This is a genomic window from Bradyrhizobium sp. ORS 278, assembly GCF_000026145.1.
Lineage (GTDB): Bacteria > Pseudomonadota > Alphaproteobacteria > Rhizobiales > Xanthobacteraceae > Bradyrhizobium.
This window is the reverse complement of record NC_009445.1, coordinates 4,131,361-4,152,318: the sequence shown is the minus strand read 5'-3', so window position 1 is coordinate 4,152,318 and position 20,958 is coordinate 4,131,361. Positions and strand designations below refer to the sequence as shown.

General features: G+C 65.1%; 17 protein-coding genes. 5 read left to right on the top strand and 12 right to left on the bottom strand.

The genetic code is table 11. From position 1 onward, the window contains the following. Nucleotides 1-2: 2 nt before the first annotated feature. Nucleotides 3-1,757: a type I secretion system permease/ATPase gene (locus BRADO_RS18485; RefSeq protein ID WP_011926858.1), complete on the bottom strand. Its 1,755-nt coding sequence runs from the start codon at nt 1,755-1,757 to the stop codon at nt 3-5. Nucleotides 1,758-2,810: 1,053 nt separating this feature from the next. On the opposite strand from BRADO_RS18485, the gene BRADO_RS18480 reads away from it, so the two are divergent. Next, a complete protein-coding gene (locus tag BRADO_RS18480; RefSeq protein WP_041756696.1) occupies nt 2,811-4,742 on the top strand; it encodes an ethylbenzene dehydrogenase-related protein in 1,932 nt (643 codons plus the stop codon). Further along, entirely contained in the window at nt 4,742-5,779 is a 1,038-nt protein-coding gene (locus tag BRADO_RS18475; protein ID WP_011926856.1) for a 2Fe-2S iron-sulfur cluster-binding protein, read from the top strand. The genes BRADO_RS18480 and BRADO_RS18475 overlap by 1 nt, the downstream gene beginning before the upstream one ends. 43 nt (nt 5,780-5,822) lie before the next feature. Here the strand turns inward: BRADO_RS18475 and BRADO_RS18470 are convergent, their stop codons facing one another. After that, nucleotides 5,823-6,680, bottom strand: a complete 858-nt coding sequence (locus BRADO_RS18470; RefSeq protein ID WP_011926855.1) for a VOC family protein — start codon at nt 6,678-6,680, stop codon at nt 5,823-5,825. 149 nt (nt 6,681-6,829) lie between these two features. Between BRADO_RS18470 and BRADO_RS18465 the strand changes: the two genes are divergently transcribed. Next, nucleotides 6,830-8,140 (top strand): FAD-binding oxidoreductase, encoded by a 1,311-nt coding sequence (locus BRADO_RS18465; RefSeq protein WP_011926854.1) that lies wholly within the window; start codon nt 6,830-6,832, stop codon nt 8,138-8,140. A gap of 3 nt (nt 8,141-8,143) precedes the next feature. Here BRADO_RS18465 and BRADO_RS18460 read toward each other — a convergent pair whose 3' ends face one another. The 7 genes from BRADO_RS18460 to BRADO_RS18430 all read right to left on the bottom strand — a co-directional run bounded on the left by BRADO_RS18460 (nt 8,144) and on the right by BRADO_RS18430 (nt 17,369). Next, nucleotides 8,144-9,778 carry an ABC transporter ATP-binding protein gene (locus BRADO_RS18460; protein ID WP_011926853.1) on the bottom strand — a complete coding sequence of 545 codons (1,635 nt, stop codon included), beginning with the start codon at nt 9,776-9,778 and terminating at the stop codon, nt 8,144-8,146. Further along, entirely contained in the window at nt 9,775-10,605 is an 831-nt protein-coding gene (locus tag BRADO_RS18455; protein ID WP_011926852.1) for an ABC transporter permease, read from the bottom strand. The genes BRADO_RS18460 and BRADO_RS18455 overlap by 4 nt, the downstream gene beginning before the upstream one ends. A 1-nt stretch (nt 10,606) precedes the next feature. Then, the gene (locus BRADO_RS18450; protein WP_011926851.1) at nt 10,607-11,584 is read right to left on the bottom strand and encodes an ABC transporter permease; all 978 of its coding nucleotides are present in this window, start codon (nt 11,582-11,584) and stop codon (nt 10,607-10,609) included. Nucleotides 11,585-11,608: 24 nt separating this feature from the next. Further along, on the bottom strand, nt 11,609-13,225 hold the full coding sequence (locus BRADO_RS18445) for an ABC transporter substrate-binding protein (protein ID WP_011926850.1): 1,617 nt from the start codon (nt 13,223-13,225) through the stop codon (nt 11,609-11,611). Nucleotides 13,226-13,573: 348 nt separating this feature from the next. After that, the gene (locus tag BRADO_RS18440) at nt 13,574-15,172 is read right to left on the bottom strand and encodes an ATP-binding protein (protein WP_011926849.1); all 1,599 of its coding nucleotides are present in this window, start codon (nt 15,170-15,172) and stop codon (nt 13,574-13,576) included. Continuing rightward, a complete protein-coding gene (locus BRADO_RS18435) occupies nt 15,169-15,864 on the bottom strand; it encodes a response regulator transcription factor (protein WP_011926848.1) in 696 nt (231 codons plus the stop codon). The genes BRADO_RS18440 and BRADO_RS18435 overlap by 4 nt, the downstream gene beginning before the upstream one ends. A gap of 23 nt (nt 15,865-15,887) precedes the next feature. Beyond that, nucleotides 15,888-17,369, bottom strand: a complete 1,482-nt coding sequence (locus BRADO_RS18430; RefSeq protein WP_011926847.1) for a DUF4173 domain-containing protein — start codon at nt 17,367-17,369, stop codon at nt 15,888-15,890. 208 nt (nt 17,370-17,577) lie between these two features. Here BRADO_RS18430 and BRADO_RS18425 point away from each other — a divergent pair, with 208 nt between their 5' ends. After that, entirely contained in the window at nt 17,578-18,927 is a 1,350-nt protein-coding gene (locus BRADO_RS18425; protein WP_011926846.1) for a glycoside hydrolase family 3 N-terminal domain-containing protein, read from the top strand. A 42-nt stretch (nt 18,928-18,969) separates the two neighbouring features. Here the strand turns inward: BRADO_RS18425 and BRADO_RS18420 are convergent, their stop codons facing one another. The 3 genes from BRADO_RS18420 to BRADO_RS18410 all read right to left on the bottom strand — a co-directional run bounded on the left by BRADO_RS18420 (nt 18,970) and on the right by BRADO_RS18410 (nt 19,972). Then, nucleotides 18,970-19,257: a hypothetical protein gene (locus tag BRADO_RS18420; RefSeq protein ID WP_011926845.1), complete on the bottom strand. Its 288-nt coding sequence runs from the start codon at nt 19,255-19,257 to the stop codon at nt 18,970-18,972. A gap of 112 nt (nt 19,258-19,369) precedes the next feature. Continuing rightward, nucleotides 19,370-19,561 (bottom strand): DUF3072 domain-containing protein, encoded by a 192-nt coding sequence (locus BRADO_RS18415; RefSeq protein WP_011926844.1) that lies wholly within the window; start codon nt 19,559-19,561, stop codon nt 19,370-19,372. 117 nt (nt 19,562-19,678) lie between these two features. Next, nucleotides 19,679-19,972: a hypothetical protein gene (locus BRADO_RS18410; RefSeq protein WP_041756695.1), complete on the bottom strand. Its 294-nt coding sequence runs from the start codon at nt 19,970-19,972 to the stop codon at nt 19,679-19,681. Nucleotides 19,973-20,191: 219 nt separating this feature from the next. Between BRADO_RS18410 and BRADO_RS18405 the strand changes: the two genes are divergently transcribed. Continuing rightward, nucleotides 20,192-20,752, top strand: coding sequence for a type 1 glutamine amidotransferase domain-containing protein (locus tag BRADO_RS18405; RefSeq protein ID WP_011926842.1), 561 nt, complete (start codon nt 20,192-20,194; stop codon nt 20,750-20,752). The last annotated feature ends 206 nt before the right edge of the window (nt 20,753-20,958 follow it).

Genomic DNA, 20,958 nt, shown 5'->3' with positions numbered 1-20,958 from the left:
GATCAAGCGCTTTCTGCTGGGGCGGCGCGACGAAGCATTCTGGCGTTCGGATTTGGGGCCGCTGCCGGAGCGGCGACCCGGGGCGCAGCGGCCGCGGCATGCGTCACGGCTGGGCCAGCGGGTGGCTTGGCGCCGGCGACGCGGGCGAAGATCTCCTGGCACGGCCCGAAGGCGATCGCCTTGCCCTCATAGAGCACCAGCGCCATGTTCAATGCGTTCAGCGCGCTCGGCCGATGCGAGATGACGATGACGATGCTCTGGTTCTGCTGCCGCATGATCTGGATGGCGCGGCTGAGCGCGTTCTCGCCGTCGGTGTCCAGGTTCGCATTCGGCTCGTCGAGCACGATCAGGAACGGATCGCCATACACCGCGCGTGCAAGTCCGACGCGCTGGCGCTGGCCAGCCGACAGCGACGTGCCGCCCTGACCGATTCGCGTCGAATAACCGTCGGGCAGGCGCAGGATGATGTCGTGGACGCCGGCGATCTGCGCCGCTTTGAGGATCGCATCGGAGGTCGCATTCTCGTCGAAGCGGCAGATGTTGTCGGCGATGCTGCCGTCGAACAGCGCTACGTCCTGCGGCAGATAGCCGATATGGCGGCCGAGCTCCTCATTGCTCCACTGGTCGAGCGCAGCACCATCGAGGCGGACGCTGCCGTTCAAGGCGGGCCAGACGCCAACCAACGCCTTGGAAAGCGAGGTCTTGCCGGATGCGCTGGCGCCGAGCAGCGCGAGACCCGTGCCGGCCTGGATCGAGAACGACACGTTGTGAACGATTGGACGATCGGTTCCGGGCGCCGCGACCGTGAGCTCCTGAACCGACAGCTCGCGGCACGGACGCGGCAGCGCGACCGGAGGCGCTTCGGGCTTGGCGGTCGCCCTGCACACATCGCGGAGACGCGCAATGCCCTGGCGGGCGGCGACCAACTGCTTCCAGCTTCCCAGCGCGATCTCGATCGGGGCGAGCGCGCGCCCCATCAGGATCGACGAGGCCATCATCACGCCGCCCGAAGCTTGCTCGGAGACGACCAGCGCCGCGCCGATTCCCAGCATCCCGGACTGCAGAATGTAGCGCAGCACTTTCGCCGCCGCGCCAAGGTTGGAATAGACGTCGCTCGCGCGGATATTGTCCTTCAGATACTTCTCGTTGACCGCGTTCCAGCGCGCCGAGAAGCGGTCGAGCATGCCGAGCGCGCGAATCACTTCCGCATTTCGCTGCGTGGCATCCGCGAGCACCTGGCGGGCCGCGCTGGTGTCACTGGCAGATTTGCTCGCCTGTTTCGACAGGCGGTCGGTGATCAGCGTCATCGAGATGATGGCCGCGGTGCCGATGATGGCCGTGATGCCGATCAGCGGATGGAACAGGAACATCCCGATCAGGAAGATCGGAATCCAGGGCATGTCGAGAAAGGCGGTCGGGCCCATGCTCGACATGAAGGCGCGCAACTGATCGAGATCGCGCAGTGGCTGCTGCATCAGCATCGGCTTGGTGCCGCGCAGCGGAAGTGTGGCCAAAGCGTGATGGATCGCGTCCTGCAAGCTGGCATCGAAAACGGTGGCGACCCGGCACAGCATTCGCGAGCGTAGCGCGTCGAAATAGCCCTGAATCAAGTAGGCCGCGAGAATCATCACCGACAGGCCGATGAGTGTCGCCAGATTCTTGCTCGGAACGACGCGGTCGTTGACCTGCATCATGTAGACCGAGCCCGAGAGCATCAGGATGTTGATCACGCCACTGAATACGCCGATCCCCGCCATGCGCCGGACCGCTTGACGCAATCCACGCGTGACAGGATCGTCGCTTCCCGAGAGAAGGTCGGTTAAGGCAGCCGCGGCTTTGTTTCGGGGCCGGTCTTGAGCCAGACTCATCCAGGCGCGTCTCCCAAGGGCTAGTGCTTCAATCAGCGCTCTTGACAGTCGATGCCGACGATTTTCCGGCAACAATGAGACACGCGGCCCTTTCTGTCACACGCTGCGGGAGAAAATCTCCGGGAGGCCGCAGAGCGCGAGACTGGTTGCTGGAAAATGCGGCACACGCCGTCACTGTCGGCGTAGTTCGAAATCCATTTGTGATCTTCGATGGTTGCGGCGCGATGAGGGCTCTGGCGCACAACGCGCGTCACACATTCGTCCGCCTATCACCTTGGTTCTGCGCTCATTGGCCGTGGTCCGGGCCGAATGACGCCACGAAGGCGAATAAATCTTCCTGCGGTGCAACGCACAGGCGTTGTCATCACGAGCGTGCGGTATTCGACGGCGGTGCGGAGAGCGACCATGGCGACGGCGGCAACACATGGACACCCAGCTTTGCGCACGCACTCTCGCAACGCGGGCACAATGAGTGGCCGACAGCGTCACGGTGGTTTCGCGGTAGTGGCGCTTCGCCGCTGTGCCGCGTGCTCGCTCTGACAGCGATGATGAAACAAATCAGAGGAGGAAAGAGCGGTCAGTTTTCATGCGATCCGGGCAACCCGTCACCGGCCCGGACAGCAACGACTGACCAATTGCAGGCGTGATCCAAGGGGTCGCGTTCAATCGTAGCGTGGCAACGATCGGAATGGAGGACGGCGCGGTCGACGCCGAAGGCAGACTAAAAGTTGCCGCTTGAGAGTATCCGGGGGACGAAGAGTTGTTGGACGACATCACCATCATCGGGGCGCGTGATGCAGGAATGCATTCAGAGCGGGGGGCGCAGTTCAGGGGTGCGTGTTCGACGAGCCGAAACGGGCTCGGGCCGCTGAAACAAGAGTCGATCACCGGTTCAGCGGTGCGTCGCGCCGATTGCGTGTGCGCAAGGCGGGAGGCGCACGCATGAAAATTCGAAAGACCGACTACGGCACGATCCTGCTCCATTGGACGCTGGTCGGCGCAACCGTCATCGCGTTCCTCACGGGGCTGCGCATGGCGACGGAAGCGCCGGGCCACGCTTGGATCGCCAACAATCTCGATTGGATGCTGCCGCGGCATCGCACCTGGACATGGCACATGCCCGCAGGCGTCGTGCTCGCGAGCGTCGCGGTCGCCTACATGATCTACATCGCAAAGTCGGGGCTTGGCCGCCGCGTCGCCATCGACAAGATGCGCTTCAAGGGGCTGCTCGGCCGCCGACCGGCGCGGCTCGGCTCGATCAGCGTCATGCTGCATTGGGTGCTCTTCATCGCGATGGGCACGCTGATCATCACGGGCGGCCTGCTGTTCTTCGGCGTTGCCTCCGGCTACTCGACGATGATGATCCATTGGTACGCCACGTGGGTCATCCCTGTCTTCGTCGTGCTCCACGTCCTGGTTCATTTCAGCATCGGTGGAAAGATGCAGTTGTATCGCGTGTTCCGTCCCGCACCCCTGCCGCCGCCGCCGCCGAAGCTCGATCCGGTCGAACTTCTCACCATGCTCGTCGAGCAGTCCGAGAAGCTCGAGGAGGCCGAAGCCCCGCCCAAAAAGCCTGCGCCTGCCGCCGCACGTCAGGCGGTGCGTGAGCCGATGCCGGCGCCGCGGCGCATGGAGGAGCCGATGCGGGGACGTCCCGAGCCACGCATGCCGGCAGGCCGCATGCGTCCCCCGGCGCCCGCGAAGGGCAATTCCCGTCGCCGCAACCCGACGTTCCAGGCCAATCCGTTCATGGTCGCGACGGCCGCAGCCATCGTGATCGGTTCCGCGATGTTCGCGGCCGACTACTACGCCGAGGATACGGTGACGGTGTATCGGATTGCCACGTCAGATGCTCCGACCCTCGACGGTGATTCGTCCGATCGCGTCTGGCGCAACATCCAGCCGCACATGGTGACGACCAACCAGGGCGACAATTTCGACGGCACCGGCGAGTCGAAGGTGTGGATCAAGGCGGCGCATGACGGCACGTGGGTGTACTTCCTCGTCATCTGGGAGGATCCGACGCGCTCGCTGAAGCAATTGCCGCTGATCAAGAAGGCTGACGGCTGGCATCTGCTGCAGAACGGCTTCGACAAGGGCGATGAGAACGACTTCAACGAGGACAAGTTCTCGCTGCTGTTCACCACCCTGCCGATCACCTTGGCGGCGGACCGTACGTTCCACATGAGCTCGCAGCCGATGCCGGACAAGCCGGCGACGCTGTCGGGCCGCGGCATTCACTACACGCCGGCGCCGAATCTCTACGCCGATGCATGGCTGTGGAAGGCCACGAGCGGCGGTCCGACGGGCTGGATGGACGACGATCATTTCGGGCCTCCTGCCGAACCGACGCCGGATCAGGTGAAAGGACTGACGCCCTACAAGGGAGGGTTTGCGCCGGATCCGGGAACTGCCAACTACACGGACAACTTCGTGATCGACAGGGAGGCCGCCAGGCTGGGCAATCGGGGCGTGAGACCGAAGCGCCTGCCGAAGGACGTCGCTGCGATGACGGCGGCGATGGGCGAGATCAATCTCGATCCGAACATCGGCGAGAGCGAGGGGGCGCGCTGGTTCATGACGGAAGCGGAATCCGTGCCCTACTCCGCGGAGGCGGATGCGCAGACGCCGATCGGCACGGTCGTGCCCGGAGTCTTGATCAGCGGCGAGTTCACCGGCGACCGCGCCGACATTCGCTGTGCGGCGCGTTGGGCGGCGGGCCACTGGACGCTCGAAATTGCCCGCAAATTGGACACGAAAAGCAAGTACGACGTACCGATCAAGAACGGTGTCTTCATGCGAGTCGCGGCGTTCGACCACACCCAGATCCGACATACGAGGCAGATCCGGCCGATGCGACTTGAGGTGCAGTGATGGGTAAGATTTGCAAAATCCAGTACAACAGGGAAACGTTCTACGCGAATGTGGGCGATATCCTGCTCGACGGCGCCATCAACAGTGGCGTGGATCTGCCCCATGACTGCCGCAGTGGTATTTGTGGCTCCTGCAAGGTGACGGTTGTCGACGGCAAGCTGTTCGGCGGCATGGAAGGCGACATGGCACATGCCTGCCAGGCGCGCGTGGTGTCGGATCTGAAGATCATCACCGAGCCGGTGCCGGAGACGGTGACGATGAACTGCGAGGTCGGTGATCTCGTTCGTCTGGCGCCCGACGTGGTCGGGGTCACGATCGAGATGCCGAAGCCGCTGCGCTTCTTCCCCGGCCAGTATGCGAAGGTGCAGTATCGCGGTTTTCCGACGCGCTGCTACAGCCCGACCTATCCGATGGTTGGCGCGCCCGACAGCCATCTTCTCTATCTCCACATCCGCATCCTCAAGGACGGCCTGGTGTCGTCGGCGCTCGGCCGGGACATTCAGGTCGGCCACCGTGTCAAGCTGACCGCGCCGCTCGGCACCGCCTTCTTCCGGCAGAAGCATCGCGGCCGAATCATCCTGGTCGCGAGCGGCACGGGCTTTGCGCCGATGTGGGCGATCGCGGTCGCCGCGATCACCGAAAATCCGAAGCGCGAGATCGTCTTCATCGTCGTGTCGCGGACGCTGCAATCGTTCTACATGCACCAGGCGCTTTGCCGCCTGGCGCGCTTCCCGAATGTGAAGATCATCCCGATCGTGTCGGAGCCGCAGAACGTCTCGCCGGCGATTCGCAGCGGCCGTCCGACCGAGCACATGCCCGAGCTTACGCCGAACGACGTGGTCTACACCTGCGGTGCGCCGGCGATGACTGAAGCGGTGGCGAAGATGGCGCGCTCGGCTGGCGCGAAGTGCCATTGCGATCCGTTCGTCTCGTCGGCCCAGCCGTCGGAGTCGAGCGGCGGCGGCTTGATGGATCGGCTCGCAGGCTGGCTCGACAGCCAGCGCGGTCGTCCGGCGATGTTCCAGCCGGCAGAATGAGAACGCCGCGGCCGCGGAGCTCGCGGCCGCAACAACTTCCCGGCTAACCGGCGACGAAGGCGAGCAGGTTGCCCGTGGCCGAGGCCGGCGGCACGACGAGGCTCGATCCGCTGCGCACAGCCGCTCTATCCAAAGCCTTTTCGGTCTTGGCCAGATCATGTGAGGCCAGCACGAGGCCGGCGCCACCGCGCTCTGGCAGACCGGCAAGTGAAACGCCGGGATAGCGCGCGGCCAGTTGATCCCGGGTCAGGAAGACGAAATCGGCGCGGTCGCCGCCGGATGCGACCGCCACTGCGCCATCGGCTTCGCGAAGTCCCTCGCGATCGATCAGGCGCGACAGATGCGCCGCATCCTTGGCCGTATCCGGCGTGACGATCAGCGCCTGTTTCAATTGCTTTGCCGCGTTGGCGTGGCTCATCAGTTCCGGGATCCAGACCGTCTCACGCGTCTTGTGCTGGCAGGCAAAGATGCGCAATCCGCCGGGCGCCTCCACGACGGGCCATTGGAACACACGGAATTTTGCCGCTGACAGCGTGCCGTCCGGCAACGGTACCGGGCGCTCGAAGTCGATCGGTCCGATCGGCTCGAATCCCTTCGCGCGAATCTCCTCGGCACCTGCGGCGGAATCGATCGCCGTGAACGCGATGCGCTCGATGCCTTCGCCGCGCTGGGCGAGGAAGTTGCGGGTCGGGACATTGTGGTCCGTCTCGGCGAGAATGCCGAGCAGCTCGATGTAGTCCGGATCGAGCATGATGGTGTAATTGCCCGATCCCATCTTGGCGCTGTGCGTGCCGCGCGGCGACAGCGTGAAGCCGAGCCGCTTCCAGGTCTCGGCGGCCGCGTCGAGCTCCTTCACCACGACCACGGCGTGATCGATACCGATGACATTCTTGAGGGCCACGCGTTTGTCTCCTTGCAGCGAACTTGGCATATTGGCGGCCGAACTATGCCCAATCGACCCATGCGCCGCAACCGGCGTGGCCGGGCGAGGGATGCAAGGCAAGATCGATCTCCGTGAGGGCGATCGATCAGCAGAAACGAGCTGCCGCGATGAGCACGACCACCGATCACGTTCAATGGCCTCCGTCCCTGTGGGCGGCCCAGACCCCACCCGGACCGGCGTTGCCGGAGCTGCAGGGCAGCCGGCAGGCGGATGTCGTCATCATCGGGGGCGGCTTCACGGGCCTGTCGACGGCGCTTAATTTGCGCGAGGCTGGGATCGATGTGGCGATCGTCGAGGCGATGGAGCCGGGCTGGGGCGCCTCGGGCCGCAACAACGGTCAGGTGATCCCGACGCTGTCGCGCCCCGATCCCGAGGATCTCGTTGCCCGCCATGGCGCGGCCGGCGAGCGCTTCGTCGCCATGCTGCGCGACAGTGCGCAAACGCTGTTCGACACCGTGAGGCGCTACAGCATCGAGGCCGAACACGAGCAGGCTGGTTGGGTGCAGCCGGTCCATACGCCCGGGCGTATCAAGATCGCCGAGCGCCGGGTCAGGCAGTGGTCGAAGTTCGGCGCTCCGGTCGAGCTGTTGTCGCGCGATCAGGCGCGCGACATGCTCGGCTCCGACGCCTGGCACGGCGGTTTCTGGAACAAGACCGGCGGGCACATCAATCCGCTGGCGCTGGCGCGCGGGCTTGCGCGCACCGTGCTCGCTCTGGGCGGCCGGATCTATGCGCGCTCTCCGGTGATCGACTACGCGAGGCGTGGCGATCGCTGGGTCGTCCGCACCGCACGAGGGGAGCTGTCGGCGCGTGCGTTGGTGCTGGCGAGCAATGCCTATAGCGGCGAGTTCTCCAAGGCGCTCGCCCCCGACATCGCGCATGAGGTGATGCCGGTATTGTCGTGGCAGATGGCGACGCAGCCGCTGTCGGACAATGTGCGCAAGACCATCATCCCGTCGCGCCAGGCGATGTCGGACACCCATGGCGAGCTGTATTTCGCACGCTATGACGCGCGCAACCGGCTGGTGACCGGCGGCGCCGTGATCGGTCCCGGCAACAAGGCCGAGCGGCTGAAGGCGCGCGTCTCCGAACGCCTGCAGCGGTTGTGGCCGCAGATCGGTGACGTCAAGTTCGACTATGTCTGGAACGGCTATGTCGGCATGACCACGGACTACATGCCACGCATTCATCGGCTCGGTCCGGATGCCTATGGCTGGACCGGATGCAACGGGCGCGCGGTCGCGCTGACGATCCCGCTCGGCGCAGAACTCGCGAAGGCCGTGCAGGGTGTGCCGGCTGACGAGCTGGCGCTGCCGTTCACCGAGCCGGTCACGATCCCCGCGCACGCGCTGCTGCGGCCGTTCGCGCCGCTGATGCTGCTGCTGTATCGCTATCGCGATGCGCGCGAGATCGCCTAGTCGTCAGCCTTTGGCCTCAGCGATGGAGGTCCGGGCGAAGTCGCCGCCCGGAATGGCCGCGAGCAGGGCCTGCGTGTAGGAATGCCTGGGGCTGCCGAACACGTCGCTCGTCGCGCCGTGCTCCACGACAGCGCCGTCCTTCATCACGGCGACGAGATCGCAGATCTGCGCGGCCACACGCAGGTCATGGGTGATGAAGATGATGGACAGGCCTAGCCGGGCGCGCAGGTCGGTGAGCAGGCGTAGAACCTGCGCCTGCACGGAGACGTCGAGCGCCGAGACCGGCTCGTCCGCGACCAGCACCGTAGGTTTCAGCGCGAGTGCGCGCGCAAGGCCAATGCGCTGGCGCTGACCCCCGGAGAATTCGTGCGGGAAGCGCTCGGCGGCGGCGGGATCGAGGCCCACCAGGCCGAACAGCTCACGGGCCTCGGCGAGCGCCTGATCGCGCGGCGTGCCGTGGACGATCGGCCCCTGCGCGACGAGCTCGACGGCCTTGCGGCGAGGATTGAGCGAGGCGAACGGGTCCTGGAACACCATCTGCATCTGTTGGGTACGGCCGCGGATCTCGCTGCGCGACAGACGCGCCCAGTCCTGGCCTTCGAGCACGATCGATCCGGCATCGGGATCGAGCAGGCGGATGATGCAGCGGGCGAGCGTCGACTTGCCGGAGCCGGATTCGCCGACGATGCCGAGCGTCGCGCCCTTGGGCAGCGTCAGCGAGACATCCTTGACGGCGTGAGTGACGCGCTCGCCGCGACCGAGGAAACCCCCGGTGCGGTAGGTCTTGGTCACGCCGGACAGCGCGAGGATGGTCTCGCCGGATAGTTGCCGGGGAGGCGGCGCTGCGACGGGAGGGACAGCAGCGATCAGTTGCCGCGTATACGGGTGCTGCGGGTTGCGCAGCACGTCGCGTGCCGGGCCGTGCTCGACAACGACACCGTGCTGCATCACAACGACGCGGTCGGCCATCTCGGCCACGACACCGAAATCGTGAGTGATGAACAGCACCGCAGTCCCGCGCCGCTGCTGCAACTCGCGGATCAGCTTGAGGATCTGCGCCTGCGTGGTCACGTCGAGCGCCGTGGTCGGCTCGTCCGCGATCAACAGCTTCGGATCGAGCGCGAGCGCCATGGCGATCATCGCGCGCTGGCGCTGGCCGCCGGAGAGCTCGTGCGGATAGGCCTTGGCCGCGCGCGACGGATCGGGAATGTTGACGTCCGACAGGAGCGATGCGACGCGCGATCTGATCTCGGCCTTGGCCAGCCCGGTGTGGATCTCCAGCATCTCGCCGATCTGATCGCCGATCGTCCGCAGCGGGTTGAGCGCTGTCATCGGCTCCTGGAACACCATTGCGATCTCGGCGCCGCGAATGCCGCGCATGTCGGCGGCGGAGGCGGTGCACAGGTCGCGGCCGGCGAACAGCAGGCGTCCGCCGTCGGTGGTCACGCCGTCGGGCAGCAGCCGCATGATGGCGTTCGCCATCATCGACTTGCCGGAGCCGGATTCACCGACGATGCAGACGATCTCGTTTTCGGCAATCGACAGCGAGACCTCGGAGATCGCATGGACGCGGTCCGCGCCCTTGGGCAGGCGGACGCTCAGACGGTCGACGGTGAGAATGGGATCGGGCGAACTCATCGCTGCTTCAGCCGCGGGTTCAGCGCATCGTTGAGGCCCTGGCCGACCAGCGACACCGCGAGTACGGTGACCAGGATGGCGACGCCGGGAATGGCCGAGACGTACCATTGGACCCGCAGCACGTCGCGCCCGAGACCGATCAGGTTGCCCCAGGAGGCGACGTTGGCATCGGACAGCCGCAGGAAGGCGAGCGCGCTTTCCAACAGGATCGCGACCGCCATCACCACACCCGCATAGACGATGACGGGCGGCAAGGCATTGGGCAGGATCTCGCGCAGGATCAGTTGCGCATCGCGCATGCCGAGCGTGCGGCCGGCCTGGACGAATTCGCGGCTGCGCAGCGACAGGAACTCCGCCCGCGTCAGCCGCGCCGGCGCCGGCCAGGACACGATGCCGACGGCGATCGTCACCGTCGTCAAGGTCGAGCCGAACACGGCGACCAGCACCAGCAGCAGCACGAAGTTCGGCAAGGTCTGAAACGCCTCGGTGATGCGCATCAGGATGTTGTCGATCCAGCCGCCGTAATAGCCCGCGAGCGCCCCGACCAAGACGCCGATCGTCACCGCGATCAGCGTGGCCACGCCGCCGATCAGGAGCGAGATGCGGGCGCCGTGAAAGATCTGGGCGGCAATGTCGCGGCCCGAATTGTCGGTGCCGAGCAGGAACCGCGGATTGGCGAACGGCCAGACCAGCGGACGGCCGGCCAGCGCAAGCGGGTCGCGCGGATAGAAATAGCCCGCGCTGAGCGCCATGCCGATGACGATCAGCAGCAGCACGAGGCCGAGCACCGCGGCGGGGCTGCGGAAATAGCGCTTCACCGCATCCATGCTAGCTCTCCGCCGCGATGCGCGGATCGAGCCGCGCGTAGAGCAGGTCCGTGACGAAATTGACCGCGATCACCAGAAGCGCCGAGACGAAGACGATGCCGAGCAGCGTGTTGAGGTCGCGCTGGATCACGGACTCGTAGGCGAGGCGCCCGAGCCCGGGCAGCGAAAACACGGTCTCGACCACGACGGAGCCGCCGAGCATGGTGCCGGCCTGCAGGCCGATCAGCGTCACCATCGGCAGCAGCGCGTTACGCAGCACGTGGCGGGTGATGATGCGGGTCTCGTCCAGGCCCTTGGCGCGCGCCGTGCGGACGAAGTCGAGGTTCAGGACCTCGAGCATCGATGCGCGCATGATGCGCAGATAGATCGCAAGGAAGATCAAACCCAGCGTCAGCGACGGCAGCACCAGATGGCTCGCAATGTCGAGCATGCGCCACACGCCGCGGCCGACGGTGCCGACGTCCTCGAAGCCGCCGGCCGGCAGCCATTGCAGATAGATCGAGAAGACGACGATCGCCATCAGTCCGAACCAGAACGACGGCGTGGCGTAGAAGATCAATCCGACCGTCGAGATCAGCGTGTCCGGCCAGCGGTTGACGCCGCGCGCGGCGATGACGCCGAAGACGAGGCCGAAGAAGAACGCGAATGACAGCGCCGACGTCATCAGCAGCAAGGTCGGCGGCAGCCGCTCCAGGATGACGGTCGCGACCGGCTTGCCGTAGATCGCGGAGAAGCCAAGGTCGAGCCGCACCAGGCGCCAGAGATAGTTGGCGAGCTGCATCGGGACCGAAAGGTCGAGCCCATAGAAGCGGCGCAGTTCGCGCGCGGTCGCCGCATCGCCGCCGCCCATCTGCGCCATCATCGCGTCGACAGTATCGCCCGGTGCGAGCTGCAGCAGCAGAAACACGCCGATCAGGATCAGGAACAGGGTAGGAATCGAGGCGGCGAGCCGCCGCCCCGCAAGGCTCAAGATGCGCATGGCCTCATCCTGACGGCGTTCGGCTCAGGCGGACAGCCAGAGATCGTGCCAGCTCGACGATCCCCAGCGCGGCGTGTTGGAATGGTTGCGCGCCTTCGCGGTGATCACGGTGACGAAGATCTGCTCGATCGGCATCCATACCGGCAGCTCGGTATTGGCCTCGCGGACGAAGTCGGCATAAAGCGCCTTGCGCTTGGCCGGATCGACCTCGGTCGCGGCATCATCGATGATCTTGTCGATCTTGGCGTCGTCCCAGCCCCATTGGTTGGTCCACGGCGCGCCCTTCGGCTGGCCGGAGCGGTACCACACGGTCGTCGAGACCGCAGGATCGTTGCGGTACTGGTGCCAGCCGGTGGCGAGATCGAAGGCGTGCTCGTCATAGACCTGCTTCAGGAAGCCGCCGCCATCGTTGCGCACGATCTCGACCGCAATGCCGACCTCTCCGAGCGACTGCTGGATGAAGGTCGACCACAGCGAGATGTCCTCGCCCCATGGCGCGGGCAGGAGCTTCAGCGAGAAGCGCGCGCCGCCGGCACCCGGCTTGTAGCCGGCCTCGTCGAGCAGCGCGGCGGCCTTGGCCTTATCGTAGGGATATTGCGGCGTGTTGGCGCCGGGATAGAAGTCGGTCGACGTCGACGGGATCGGCCCGGTGCCGAGCTTGGCGAAGTCACCGAGGAAATTCTCGATGAAGAACGGCACGTTGATCGCATGCGCGATGGCGCGCCGGACCTTCACGTCCGACAGCTCCTTGCGGCGGACGTTGAATTCCAGCGTATTGGTGCGCGCGTTGCCTTCATTGCCCTTGGTCGAGACGATGAAGCGCTTGTCCTTGCCGAGACGCGCCATGTCGGAGATGGTCAGTCCGGAGAACGGGCTGTAGTGCAGCTCACCGGCCTCCATCTGGGCGGCCGCGGCCGCACGGTCGGTGATCACCTTCCAGACGATGCGATCGAGATATGGCGCGTTCGGACGCCAGTAGTCGGCGTTGCGCTCGGCGATGATGTATTGCCCGCGCTCGTACTTGACGAACTTGAAGGGACCGGTGCCGACCGGTGCGAGATTGGCCGGATTCTGCCTGATGTCCCCGGACTCGTAGATGTGCTTGGCCGAGACGTAGCCGAGATCGGGCAAAGCACGCAGCAGCAGGTTGAGCGGCATCGGGCGTTCGTAGCGGAAGATCGCGGTCTGCGGATCCGGCGTATCGACCGCCGTGAGGAACAGCTGCAGCGTCGATCCATAGTTCAGGATCTTCTTCCACATGTTCATGGCAGTGAAGGCGACGTCTTCGGACGTGAACGGCTTGCCGTCGTGCCAGCTGATCCCCTTGCGCAGCTTGAAGGTGACGGTCTTGCCGTCGGGCGTCGCCTCCCAGCTCTCGGCGAGTACGCCGACCGGCTGTCCCTGGGCATCGAGGTCGACGAGGTTCTCCTGGATCTTGCCGCCGATGATGTAGACGCCGGTCGAGGCCTGCAGGCTCGGATTCAGCTGCCGCTGCTCGGCGCCGTAATGCACATTGAACACGCCGCCCTTGCGCGGCGTCTCTTGCGCGAAAGCGCGCAGCGGATTGGCGACATTGGCGGCGATCGCGGCCGAGGTCAGAAGGGCGGTGCGGCGCGTGATCTCGAAACGGCTGGAATTCATCAAGGTCTCCCGAAGGCCGAGGCAACAGCCGGCCGATGGTGCAATGGGCGTCAAGCTTACGCGGATCGAGCCGTCGAGTCATTCCCGATTGCGCGCCGGACGTCCGGGCTGCCGCAGCCGACACCGGGGGCAGCCGGGACAAGATTGCTTGTACACGAACGATCGCCGGAATGCGCGCTTTAACGGTGGCAGGGTCGCGGAGCAGATGATCGCCGCGCCCGGGGCAGCGGCCTGGGCTAGGCCCTTGCGGCGGCATGTCGCGGCATCCACAGCCGGACGTCGCGCGATCTGCAACTTTGGCTGAATTCGCCGCTCCAGATTCTATTTGAGGTATATTTGATCCAGCGTTCAGCGTTCAGCGGCCGGCAGCCGCAGCTCGAAGCTGACCTCCGGCGCATCGGGCAGGAGGTCGATGGCTCCGCCATGGCTTGTCATGACGGCGCGCACGATCGAAAGCCCCATCCCGGTGCCGCCGCTGTCGCGGCGCGTGGTGAAGAAGGCATCGAAGATCCGCGCGCGGTTCTCCGGCGAGATCGGATGGCCGTCATTGCTGACGCTCAGGGCCAGTTGATTGCTGCGGTTGGCCGCCTCCAGCCAGATCGTGCGCGCCCCGTGGCGCATGGCGTTGTCGGCAAGATGCGTGAGCACGATCAGGAGCGTCTCGCCGGACAGAATGACGCGGTGGTTCAGGTCGCCGCGCAGCTCGATCTGGATCGCCGGAAATCGCTCGCGCAGCGCGGGGATCACATCGGCCGGACTGCTGGTCTCGCTCTGCTGCAGGGCTTCGGCGCGCGCCAGCTCACGCAGGCGTTGCGCCATCCGCTCGAGACGATCCGCGTCGCCGAGAATGTTTCCGAGAAACCGTTCCTGCTCGGCGCGCGTCAACTGCCCCGACGTGGCGTGGAGAGAATCCATGAGCAGCTCCGCGGCGCCCTTGATCGAGGTCAGCGGCGATTTCAGCTCATGGGTCAGATGGGCGGAGAAGTTCCTGACATAGCTGGAGCGCTGCGCGAGCTGCTCGGCCATGGCGAAGAAGTGCTCTGCCAGTTCGGCAAAGTCGCGCGTGCCGTAATGGGCGAGCGGCCGGAAGCCCGCGGGATCGTTGCGGCCGATCTGTCCGGCGCGGTCGACCAGCTCGCGCATCGGCCTGGTGATCGTGCGCGCCACGATGAGGCCGACCAGCAGCGTCGTGAGAATGATGGCGGATGCGGCCGCGATGAACTTGCCGCGCTCGACATAAAGGTGCTCGAAGATGTTGCGCGGCGTCCGCGACGTATAGATCACGCCGGCGACGTGGTCGTTGACGATCACCGGCATTGCGGAGAACACATGGACGCCGACGCCGCGGCTGAACGAGTAGATCGGCGGTGGCGCCTTGTCCGGAATGCGGATGCGCAGCGCGGCGCTGTATTTTCCTTTCAACGCGGCCGCGACCTCCTCGATATGCGCCAGCGATTTACCCATCTCGTCGCGTCCGGCGATCACGACGCCCTGCGGATCGAGCACGCGGAAGCCGGCCAGCGTCACCTTTTGGGTTTCGCGGATCACCGGGGTCAGCCGGGCGCCGATCGCGACATAAGCAGGGTCGGCGGGCTGGGCCGCATCGCGAGCGTCGGGACGGCGAACGAAGAGATCATTGGCCAGCAGGTCGAGCAGCGGACGGATCGGCGTCACTTCGTCGGAGCTGTCCGGGCGGGCGTCCGGTGGGATCTCGGCTCCCAGCGGAATTCCGGCGGCGAGCCGTGCGGTGACCTCCTCGGCATAGACGGCGGCCAGCACGCGGCTCTGCGCGATCAGCTCGGCCTGGGTCTGGCGGATCAGCTGATTGTCGTAGATGCGGAAGAAGAAAAGCCCGACCAGCGGCAGGGTGGCGACGAGCGCCAGCACGCCGAACACGATCTGTCCGAGCGAAGGCCGCCATTTCTTCTTCGGCTTGGGTGCGATCATGGCGCGCCGCAGCGCCCCAGCCGGAAGCCGACGCCATGCACGGTCTCGATCGCGTCGTCGCAGCCGGCCGTCGCGAGCTTGGCGCGGATGTTGCGGATGTGGCTGTCGATGGTCCGGTCGGAGACCTGGATATTGAGCTGATAAGCGGCGCTCATGATCTGCTCGCGGCTGAACACGACGGCGGGGCGCGTCAGCAGCGTGCGAACGATGCTGAACTCCAGCGCGGTGAGCGTGAGCGGCGTGTCGCCGAACCGCGCCAGATGCTGCTGCGGATCGAGCCGAAGCCGGCCGTGAACCAGCTCCTCCGCCTCGTCGGAGCGATGGCCCGTTGCGACACGGCGTAGAATGACGTTGACGCGGGCAACGAGCTCTCGGGGACTGAACGGCTTGGTGACGTAGTCGTCACCGCCGATCTCCAGACCGAGGATGCGGTCGATCTCCTCGTCACGCGCCGACAAAAACAGGATCGGCACCTGCGACGTCCTGCGGATGCGCCGGCAGACTTCGAGCCCATCGAACTCGGGCATGCCGACGTCCAGCACGATCAGGTCTGGCCGATCGTCGGCGAACCTGGCCAACGCGGCCCGTCCGTCGGCGGCCTCCGTCACGGCCATGCCGGCCTTGCTCAAGGCGACGCGCACCACCTCCCGGATATGCGGGTCGTCGTCGACAATGAGGATTCGGGGGGACACGATTTGGGCTCCGCGGCGAGACATCAGCTGGGGTTCGACGACAGAGGATGTGTATCGAGATAGCGCTGCAAGCGCCAGCCACGAAAGCTCCATGAGCGCCAGGCTTCCATCTGAATGTCCTGTTGTCGCAGGAGAAGGTCACGGCTGCTCCCCAGCCGCCGATCCGTGGGGATCAACCGCATTGCCCGATCGAGCGCCGGCAGCGCCTGTGGCCCAAGCCAGACCAGGTAATCGCTGTCGATCGACGGTCCGCTCCGGCCTGCCTCGCGGCTATGGGCGACGTTGTAGTCGGCAATCGCGGCGTCGAGATTGACGAACGTACAAGCGTAAAGTGTCACCGACAGCATCAGCAGGTTCATGCGGATCAGCCATGACACCGGCTTGGCGAGCACGATCCTGAACACGATGAGCACGAGCCCGATGGCAACAAGGACCATCCAGACCAGAGCCGCGACCCGCCAGTAAGTCAGAGCATAGGTCTCCACATACATGTGCAGCCGCTGGATCGAGGAGAGGACCAGCATCACGTTCTGCGCCAGCCAAAGATAGATCAGCGGGCGGACGAGCGGCGATCCGCTTTCGATGTTTTCGCTGCGACTTGCAACGATGACGAAAGCGGCAGCGAGCAGGGCTGTGACGATCAGGAGGTAGGCTCCCCGGTGCGCATAGGTCGCGTACGTCACGCCGCCCGGAAGCGCCGCATGTCCCCACAAATACGCGCCGTCGAGCACGGTCTGAAGCGCAAACAGCAAGTTGAACAGCACCAACGATCGGATCACGGTCGCAGGTCCGAGCACGATCGCGAGCAGGGATAGCGGCTGACCGGGCGAGGGTTCGACCGCCGGTTGCGGAGGCTCGATGCGCTGGCGCCAGCGCAGGTGAACGAAGGGCCATATCATGGTCAGCGCCAAGAGCCAGAAGATCGCGCGCATCATTGTCAGCTCCGATGCCGAGTCATCGGCGCTGAGGATCGCGAGCCACTGCGCGATGACCGGGTTCGCTGCGGCGAACAACGCCGCAAACACGGCGCCGAATGTTAGCGGGAGGCCCCATATCAGCAGTGCGCGCGTCAGCGAGTGCTCGCGCAGTATCATGATCATGTCCGGGACGAGCCGGAATGGTCCAAACAGGAGCAACTGCCGAGCCGCGCTCAGCGGCAGCCAAAATCCGCGCGCATATGAGTCGGTTGCGAACGCAACGGCCGAAAGGATCATCACAAGCATGACGGCAAACGACAGCAGGCTGAGATCCTCGATGACAGGCGCGAGGCCTGCGACGACAAGGACGCCAGCTCCGATCAGCCGGGCGCGCGACGTCATGACGACATTGACGAAGATGCTCGTCGCGGCGAGGACGCCGAGGAACAGCGGCAAGGCCAGACCGATGGGGCGGCCGTTGTAGAGCAACGCGTCGGCCAGTCCGACGAGGCCGACAGCGATCGCGAATTTAAACCATCTGGAATCAGATGCGGCTGGAGCGGCCGTCAGCTCGGCGGAGGCAGTCATGCGGTGGTCCCTTGTGGCAGCGAAGCGGCCGGCACGTGCCGGCCGATGACCACCATGGCGCGGCCACGTGCAGCCGCTGCCCACCAGCCCTGCAGCATTTCAGGATTTGTTTGCAGAATTCGTGCAGGCGCGAGCCCGCCGCTGGCGCAGGCGGATCGGCATTGTTACGCAGAGGCCGTTGTTTCCTCCGGACTCATCGGCTGCACACATGCTCGGGCGTATCAGGACGGTCGTCCTCTGGATTCTTGCTCTGCTCTTCATCGTCATCACGGTCAACAGCAACGAGCCGTATCTCGTTCGCCTGCGCGGGGGTGGTCACGCCGCCTTGTTGATCATCGCTCTGGCCGCTCCGCTTCTGCTCCTGCTCGGCGGGCGATGGCGGCACGGTCTCCCCGGGAAGATGCTTGTCCTCGCCTGGTGCATCCCGCTGATCGCGCTGACGTCGACGCAGTTCATGTTCGCCTGGCGGAAGTATGAAACGTTCCGAACGGCTCCCGACGTCGCGCAATTGCTCGGGCGGCACTTCATGGTCGGCTATACGTCGTTGGAGGACGCTGCTGCGCTCGCGCGGCAGGGTTTGATCGTCGGCGTCTATGTGACCCACCACAATGTGCGAGGGCGAACGGCGGCCCAGCTGCAGGCCGACATTGCGCGGCTACAGGCCGAGCGGATCAGCGCCGGCCTGCCGCCCTTGCTGGTCTCGGCCGACCAGGAGGGGGGCTCGGTTGCGCATTTGTCGCCGGCCGTGCCGAACATGCCCGGCCTTGCGACGCTGGCCGATCTGCCGTCAGCGCGGCGCATGCAAGAGGCGTTCGAGATGGGGAAGAGCCAGGGTCGGTCCTTGGCAGCCGCCGGCATCACCCTCAACTTGGCGCCGGTCGTCGATCTCCGCCCGCGCTGGACACACAACAGGTTTGATTTCCATACGTTGATCAATCGCCGGGCGATCTCCAGCGATCCGGCCGTCGTGGCGGACATTGCGCTCGGTTATGTCCGCGGACTCGAAGCGAGCGGCGTCCGTGCCGCCGTCAAGCACTTCCCCGGTCTCGGGCGCGTTGCGGCCGACACGCATCATTTCTCTGCCGAGCTCGATACCTCAGCGGAAATTCTGGAACAGTCGGATTGGCTGGCGTTCCGCGGTGTGCTCGACAAGTCGGATGCAGCGATGATGGTGGGGCACGTGGTGGTCGATGCGATCGATCGCGAGCGCCCGGCGTCGCATTCGAAGGCCGTGCTCGACGGCCTGATCCGCGGGCGCTGGAACTACCAGGGCATCATCATCACCGACGATCTCGTGATGGGCGCGATCTACGGCCGGAACCTCTGCGAGGCCGTGGTCGAGTCCCTCAGCGGCGGTGCCGACATCCTGCTGGTGGCTTATGACGGCACGCAAATCCATCGTGTGTTGGCTTGCGCCAAAAGGGCGTTGGTGGACGGACGCATCGATCTGGAAGCCCTGCGCAGGAGCGACGAGCGCCTGGGGCGGTGGATGCCGCGGGAGGACGGGACTGTCGCGGCGGATGCATCGAGTCCGCGCGCGCCGGCGCCAAGCAAGTAGTGCGTATGGATCGATCGGTCGATCAGAATCCGGTCACATTCGTCAGCGCGGGCCGTTGCCGGTCCAGTTGCGCCAGGCGACGTTTGAGAGGCTGCGCAAGTCGGTGGCGAGCGGACGTCGTACCTGTTTGTCGTGCTGCCCGATCACCTGTTCCGACTCCCGGATCTTGAGCTGAAGTTCAGCGACCTGTCGCTTGGTCCGCTCGATCGACCTGCAATCCGCGCTCTCGCCGACCGTGAACCGCGCCGTCTCGATCTGCTTCAATGCTGCGCGGTTCTTCTTCAGCTGAGCGCGATGCCAGGCAACCCTGCTGTCACTATCCGCAACCATCCTGCACTCCCTAGAAAGGGCGCAAAGATTAACCGAGCGGCTCTTGATTCGCGACACGCCCGTCTTCGACATGGCAGGATTCGGATACCGGTCAACGACCGATAGCTTTCCCTTAGTTCAGCCCGGCGGCGCGTCTGAACTCATCGATCAGTACGGATGCTTCGGCCTTGGTCCGCACGTCCGTCGTCGGATCTGGTCGCCCGGCCTGCTCGCTCAGGGTCTTCAAATATGACGCTTGCGCATCCGTCATCGGGTCGTCGCCTGAAGCCCAGTCTCTGGGATCCTTCTCGAGTTTTTCGGTCATGGAAGTCTCCGTTCACGTGCCGAGAACAACCCGGCGGACGGCTATTGGTTCATTATATGTTCTACGTCAGGTGTCGGTTCGCAACTCTCACCGCCACGACGGATGGTGATCATCTGATTAGCTCGAAGAGGGCGTGGTTTTCTTGGGAGTGGCCTGCGACGTCGTTCGCAACGGGCTTGTCCCGCCTGCGGCATCGTCTCTCGCAGCCGGCAACACGATATCCGGCCCAGCGGCCGCGAGTTCGTCGGCCGTGGCTTCGCACGGCTTGATCTCAAAATTGTTGTCGAGCACCTTCTCGCCGTGGGTATCGAGGGTGACCAGATCGGCCTGCTCGGCAGCCTCCCACACCTCCCGTTCGGTTCGAAACGGACGCGTCAGCCTTTCGTCATTCTCAAACAGAGCGTAGGGCACGGAACACTCCAGATCGTCAACAGAGCACGCCCGGCTTGTCCTCGGTCGGGCACCAGAAGCTGCTCGCGACGGGAAAACGGGATCGGAGCGCTGGGGTTCCATCTGCAGTCCGACTCGGTCGATCGACCAGTTGTGACAATCGGCCATCGATCGCTGCGGAACGATGGGCGCATGCGCAATGTTGCCCGCCGTCATCGACCCAAAACGAGAGCATCTGTCATGGACATCAAGGGAAAAAGGATTGCGATCCTCGCGACCAACGGTTTCGAGCAATCCGAGTTGGAAGTGCCGCGCGATCGCCTGTCGCAGGCTGGAGCGACGGTGGAGATCGTTTCGCTTGCGCCGGGCGAGATCAAAGGATGGGACCAGAAGGACTGGGGCAGGCCGGTCAAGGTCGACAAGACGCTCGACCAGGCGCAAGCGTCCGATTATGACGCCATCGTGCTCCCGGGCGGCCAGATCAATCCGGATCTGCTGCGCCTCGAGCCGAAGGCGCTGCAGTTCATCAAGGACATCTTCAATGCCAAGAAGATCGTGGCTGCGGTCTGCCATGCGCCGTGGCTGCTGATTGAGACCGGCATCGCGAAGGGGCGTAAAATGACGTCCTATAAATCCATCAAGACGGACGTCGCCAATGCCGGCGCCCAGTGGCAGGACGCGGAAGTCGTCGTCGACCAAGGCGTCATCACGTCGCGCAATCCCGGCGATCTCGAAGCGTTCAGTGCCAAGATCATCGAAGAGGTGAAGGAAGGCCGGCATCTGCAACGGAGCGCCGCTTAAGGCGATGTCTTGGACGAGGCCGGAGCCTGCCTGGCCTCGTCCAAGGACAGGCCCAGCGCCCGAGGGGTCGAACGCTGGGCCGCAGTCCACACGGAGTGTCTCCAGCGAGATGGGGGAACGCCGCCGGAGACAGATAAAAGACGCTCGCCACGGCTCGTCGTTCCTAATTTGCCGATGATCCTGCTCTCTGCCGCTTCCTTGCGGCC

Coding starts and splice junctions, on each gene's coding strand:
- BRADO_RS18485 (WP_011926858.1), bottom strand. CDS start 1,757: ATGGCGGGGATCGGCGTATTCAGTGGCGTGATCAACATCCTGATGCTC.
- BRADO_RS18480 (WP_041756696.1), top strand. CDS start 2,811: ATGAAAATTCGAAAGACCGACTACGGCACGATCCTGCTCCATTGGACG.
- BRADO_RS18475 (WP_011926856.1), top strand. CDS start 4,742: ATGGGTAAGATTTGCAAAATCCAGTACAACAGGGAAACGTTCTACGCG.
- BRADO_RS18465 (WP_011926854.1), top strand. CDS start 6,830: ATGAGCACGACCACCGATCACGTTCAATGGCCTCCGTCCCTGTGGGCG.
- BRADO_RS18460 (WP_011926853.1), bottom strand. CDS start 9,778: ATGAGTTCGCCCGATCCCATTCTCACCGTCGACCGTCTGAGCGTCCGC.
- BRADO_RS18455 (WP_011926852.1), bottom strand. CDS start 10,605: ATGGATGCGGTGAAGCGCTATTTCCGCAGCCCCGCCGCGGTGCTCGGC.
- BRADO_RS18450 (WP_011926851.1), bottom strand. CDS start 11,584: ATGCGCATCTTGAGCCTTGCGGGGCGGCGGCTCGCCGCCTCGATTCCT.
- BRADO_RS18445 (WP_011926850.1), bottom strand. CDS start 13,225: ATGAATTCCAGCCGTTTCGAGATCACGCGCCGCACCGCCCTTCTGACC.
- BRADO_RS18440 (WP_011926849.1), bottom strand. CDS start 15,172: ATGATCGCACCCAAGCCGAAGAAGAAATGGCGGCCTTCGCTCGGACAG.
- BRADO_RS18430 (WP_011926847.1), bottom strand. CDS start 17,369: ATGACTGCCTCCGCCGAGCTGACGGCCGCTCCAGCCGCATCTGATTCC.
- BRADO_RS18425 (WP_011926846.1), top strand. CDS start 17,578: ATGCTCGGGCGTATCAGGACGGTCGTCCTCTGGATTCTTGCTCTGCTC.
- BRADO_RS18420 (WP_011926845.1), bottom strand. CDS start 19,257: ATGGTTGCGGATAGTGACAGCAGGGTTGCCTGGCATCGCGCTCAGCTG.
- BRADO_RS18415 (WP_011926844.1), bottom strand. CDS start 19,561: ATGACCGAAAAACTCGAGAAGGATCCCAGAGACTGGGCTTCAGGCGAC.
- BRADO_RS18405 (WP_011926842.1), top strand. CDS start 20,192: ATGGACATCAAGGGAAAAAGGATTGCGATCCTCGCGACCAACGGTTTC.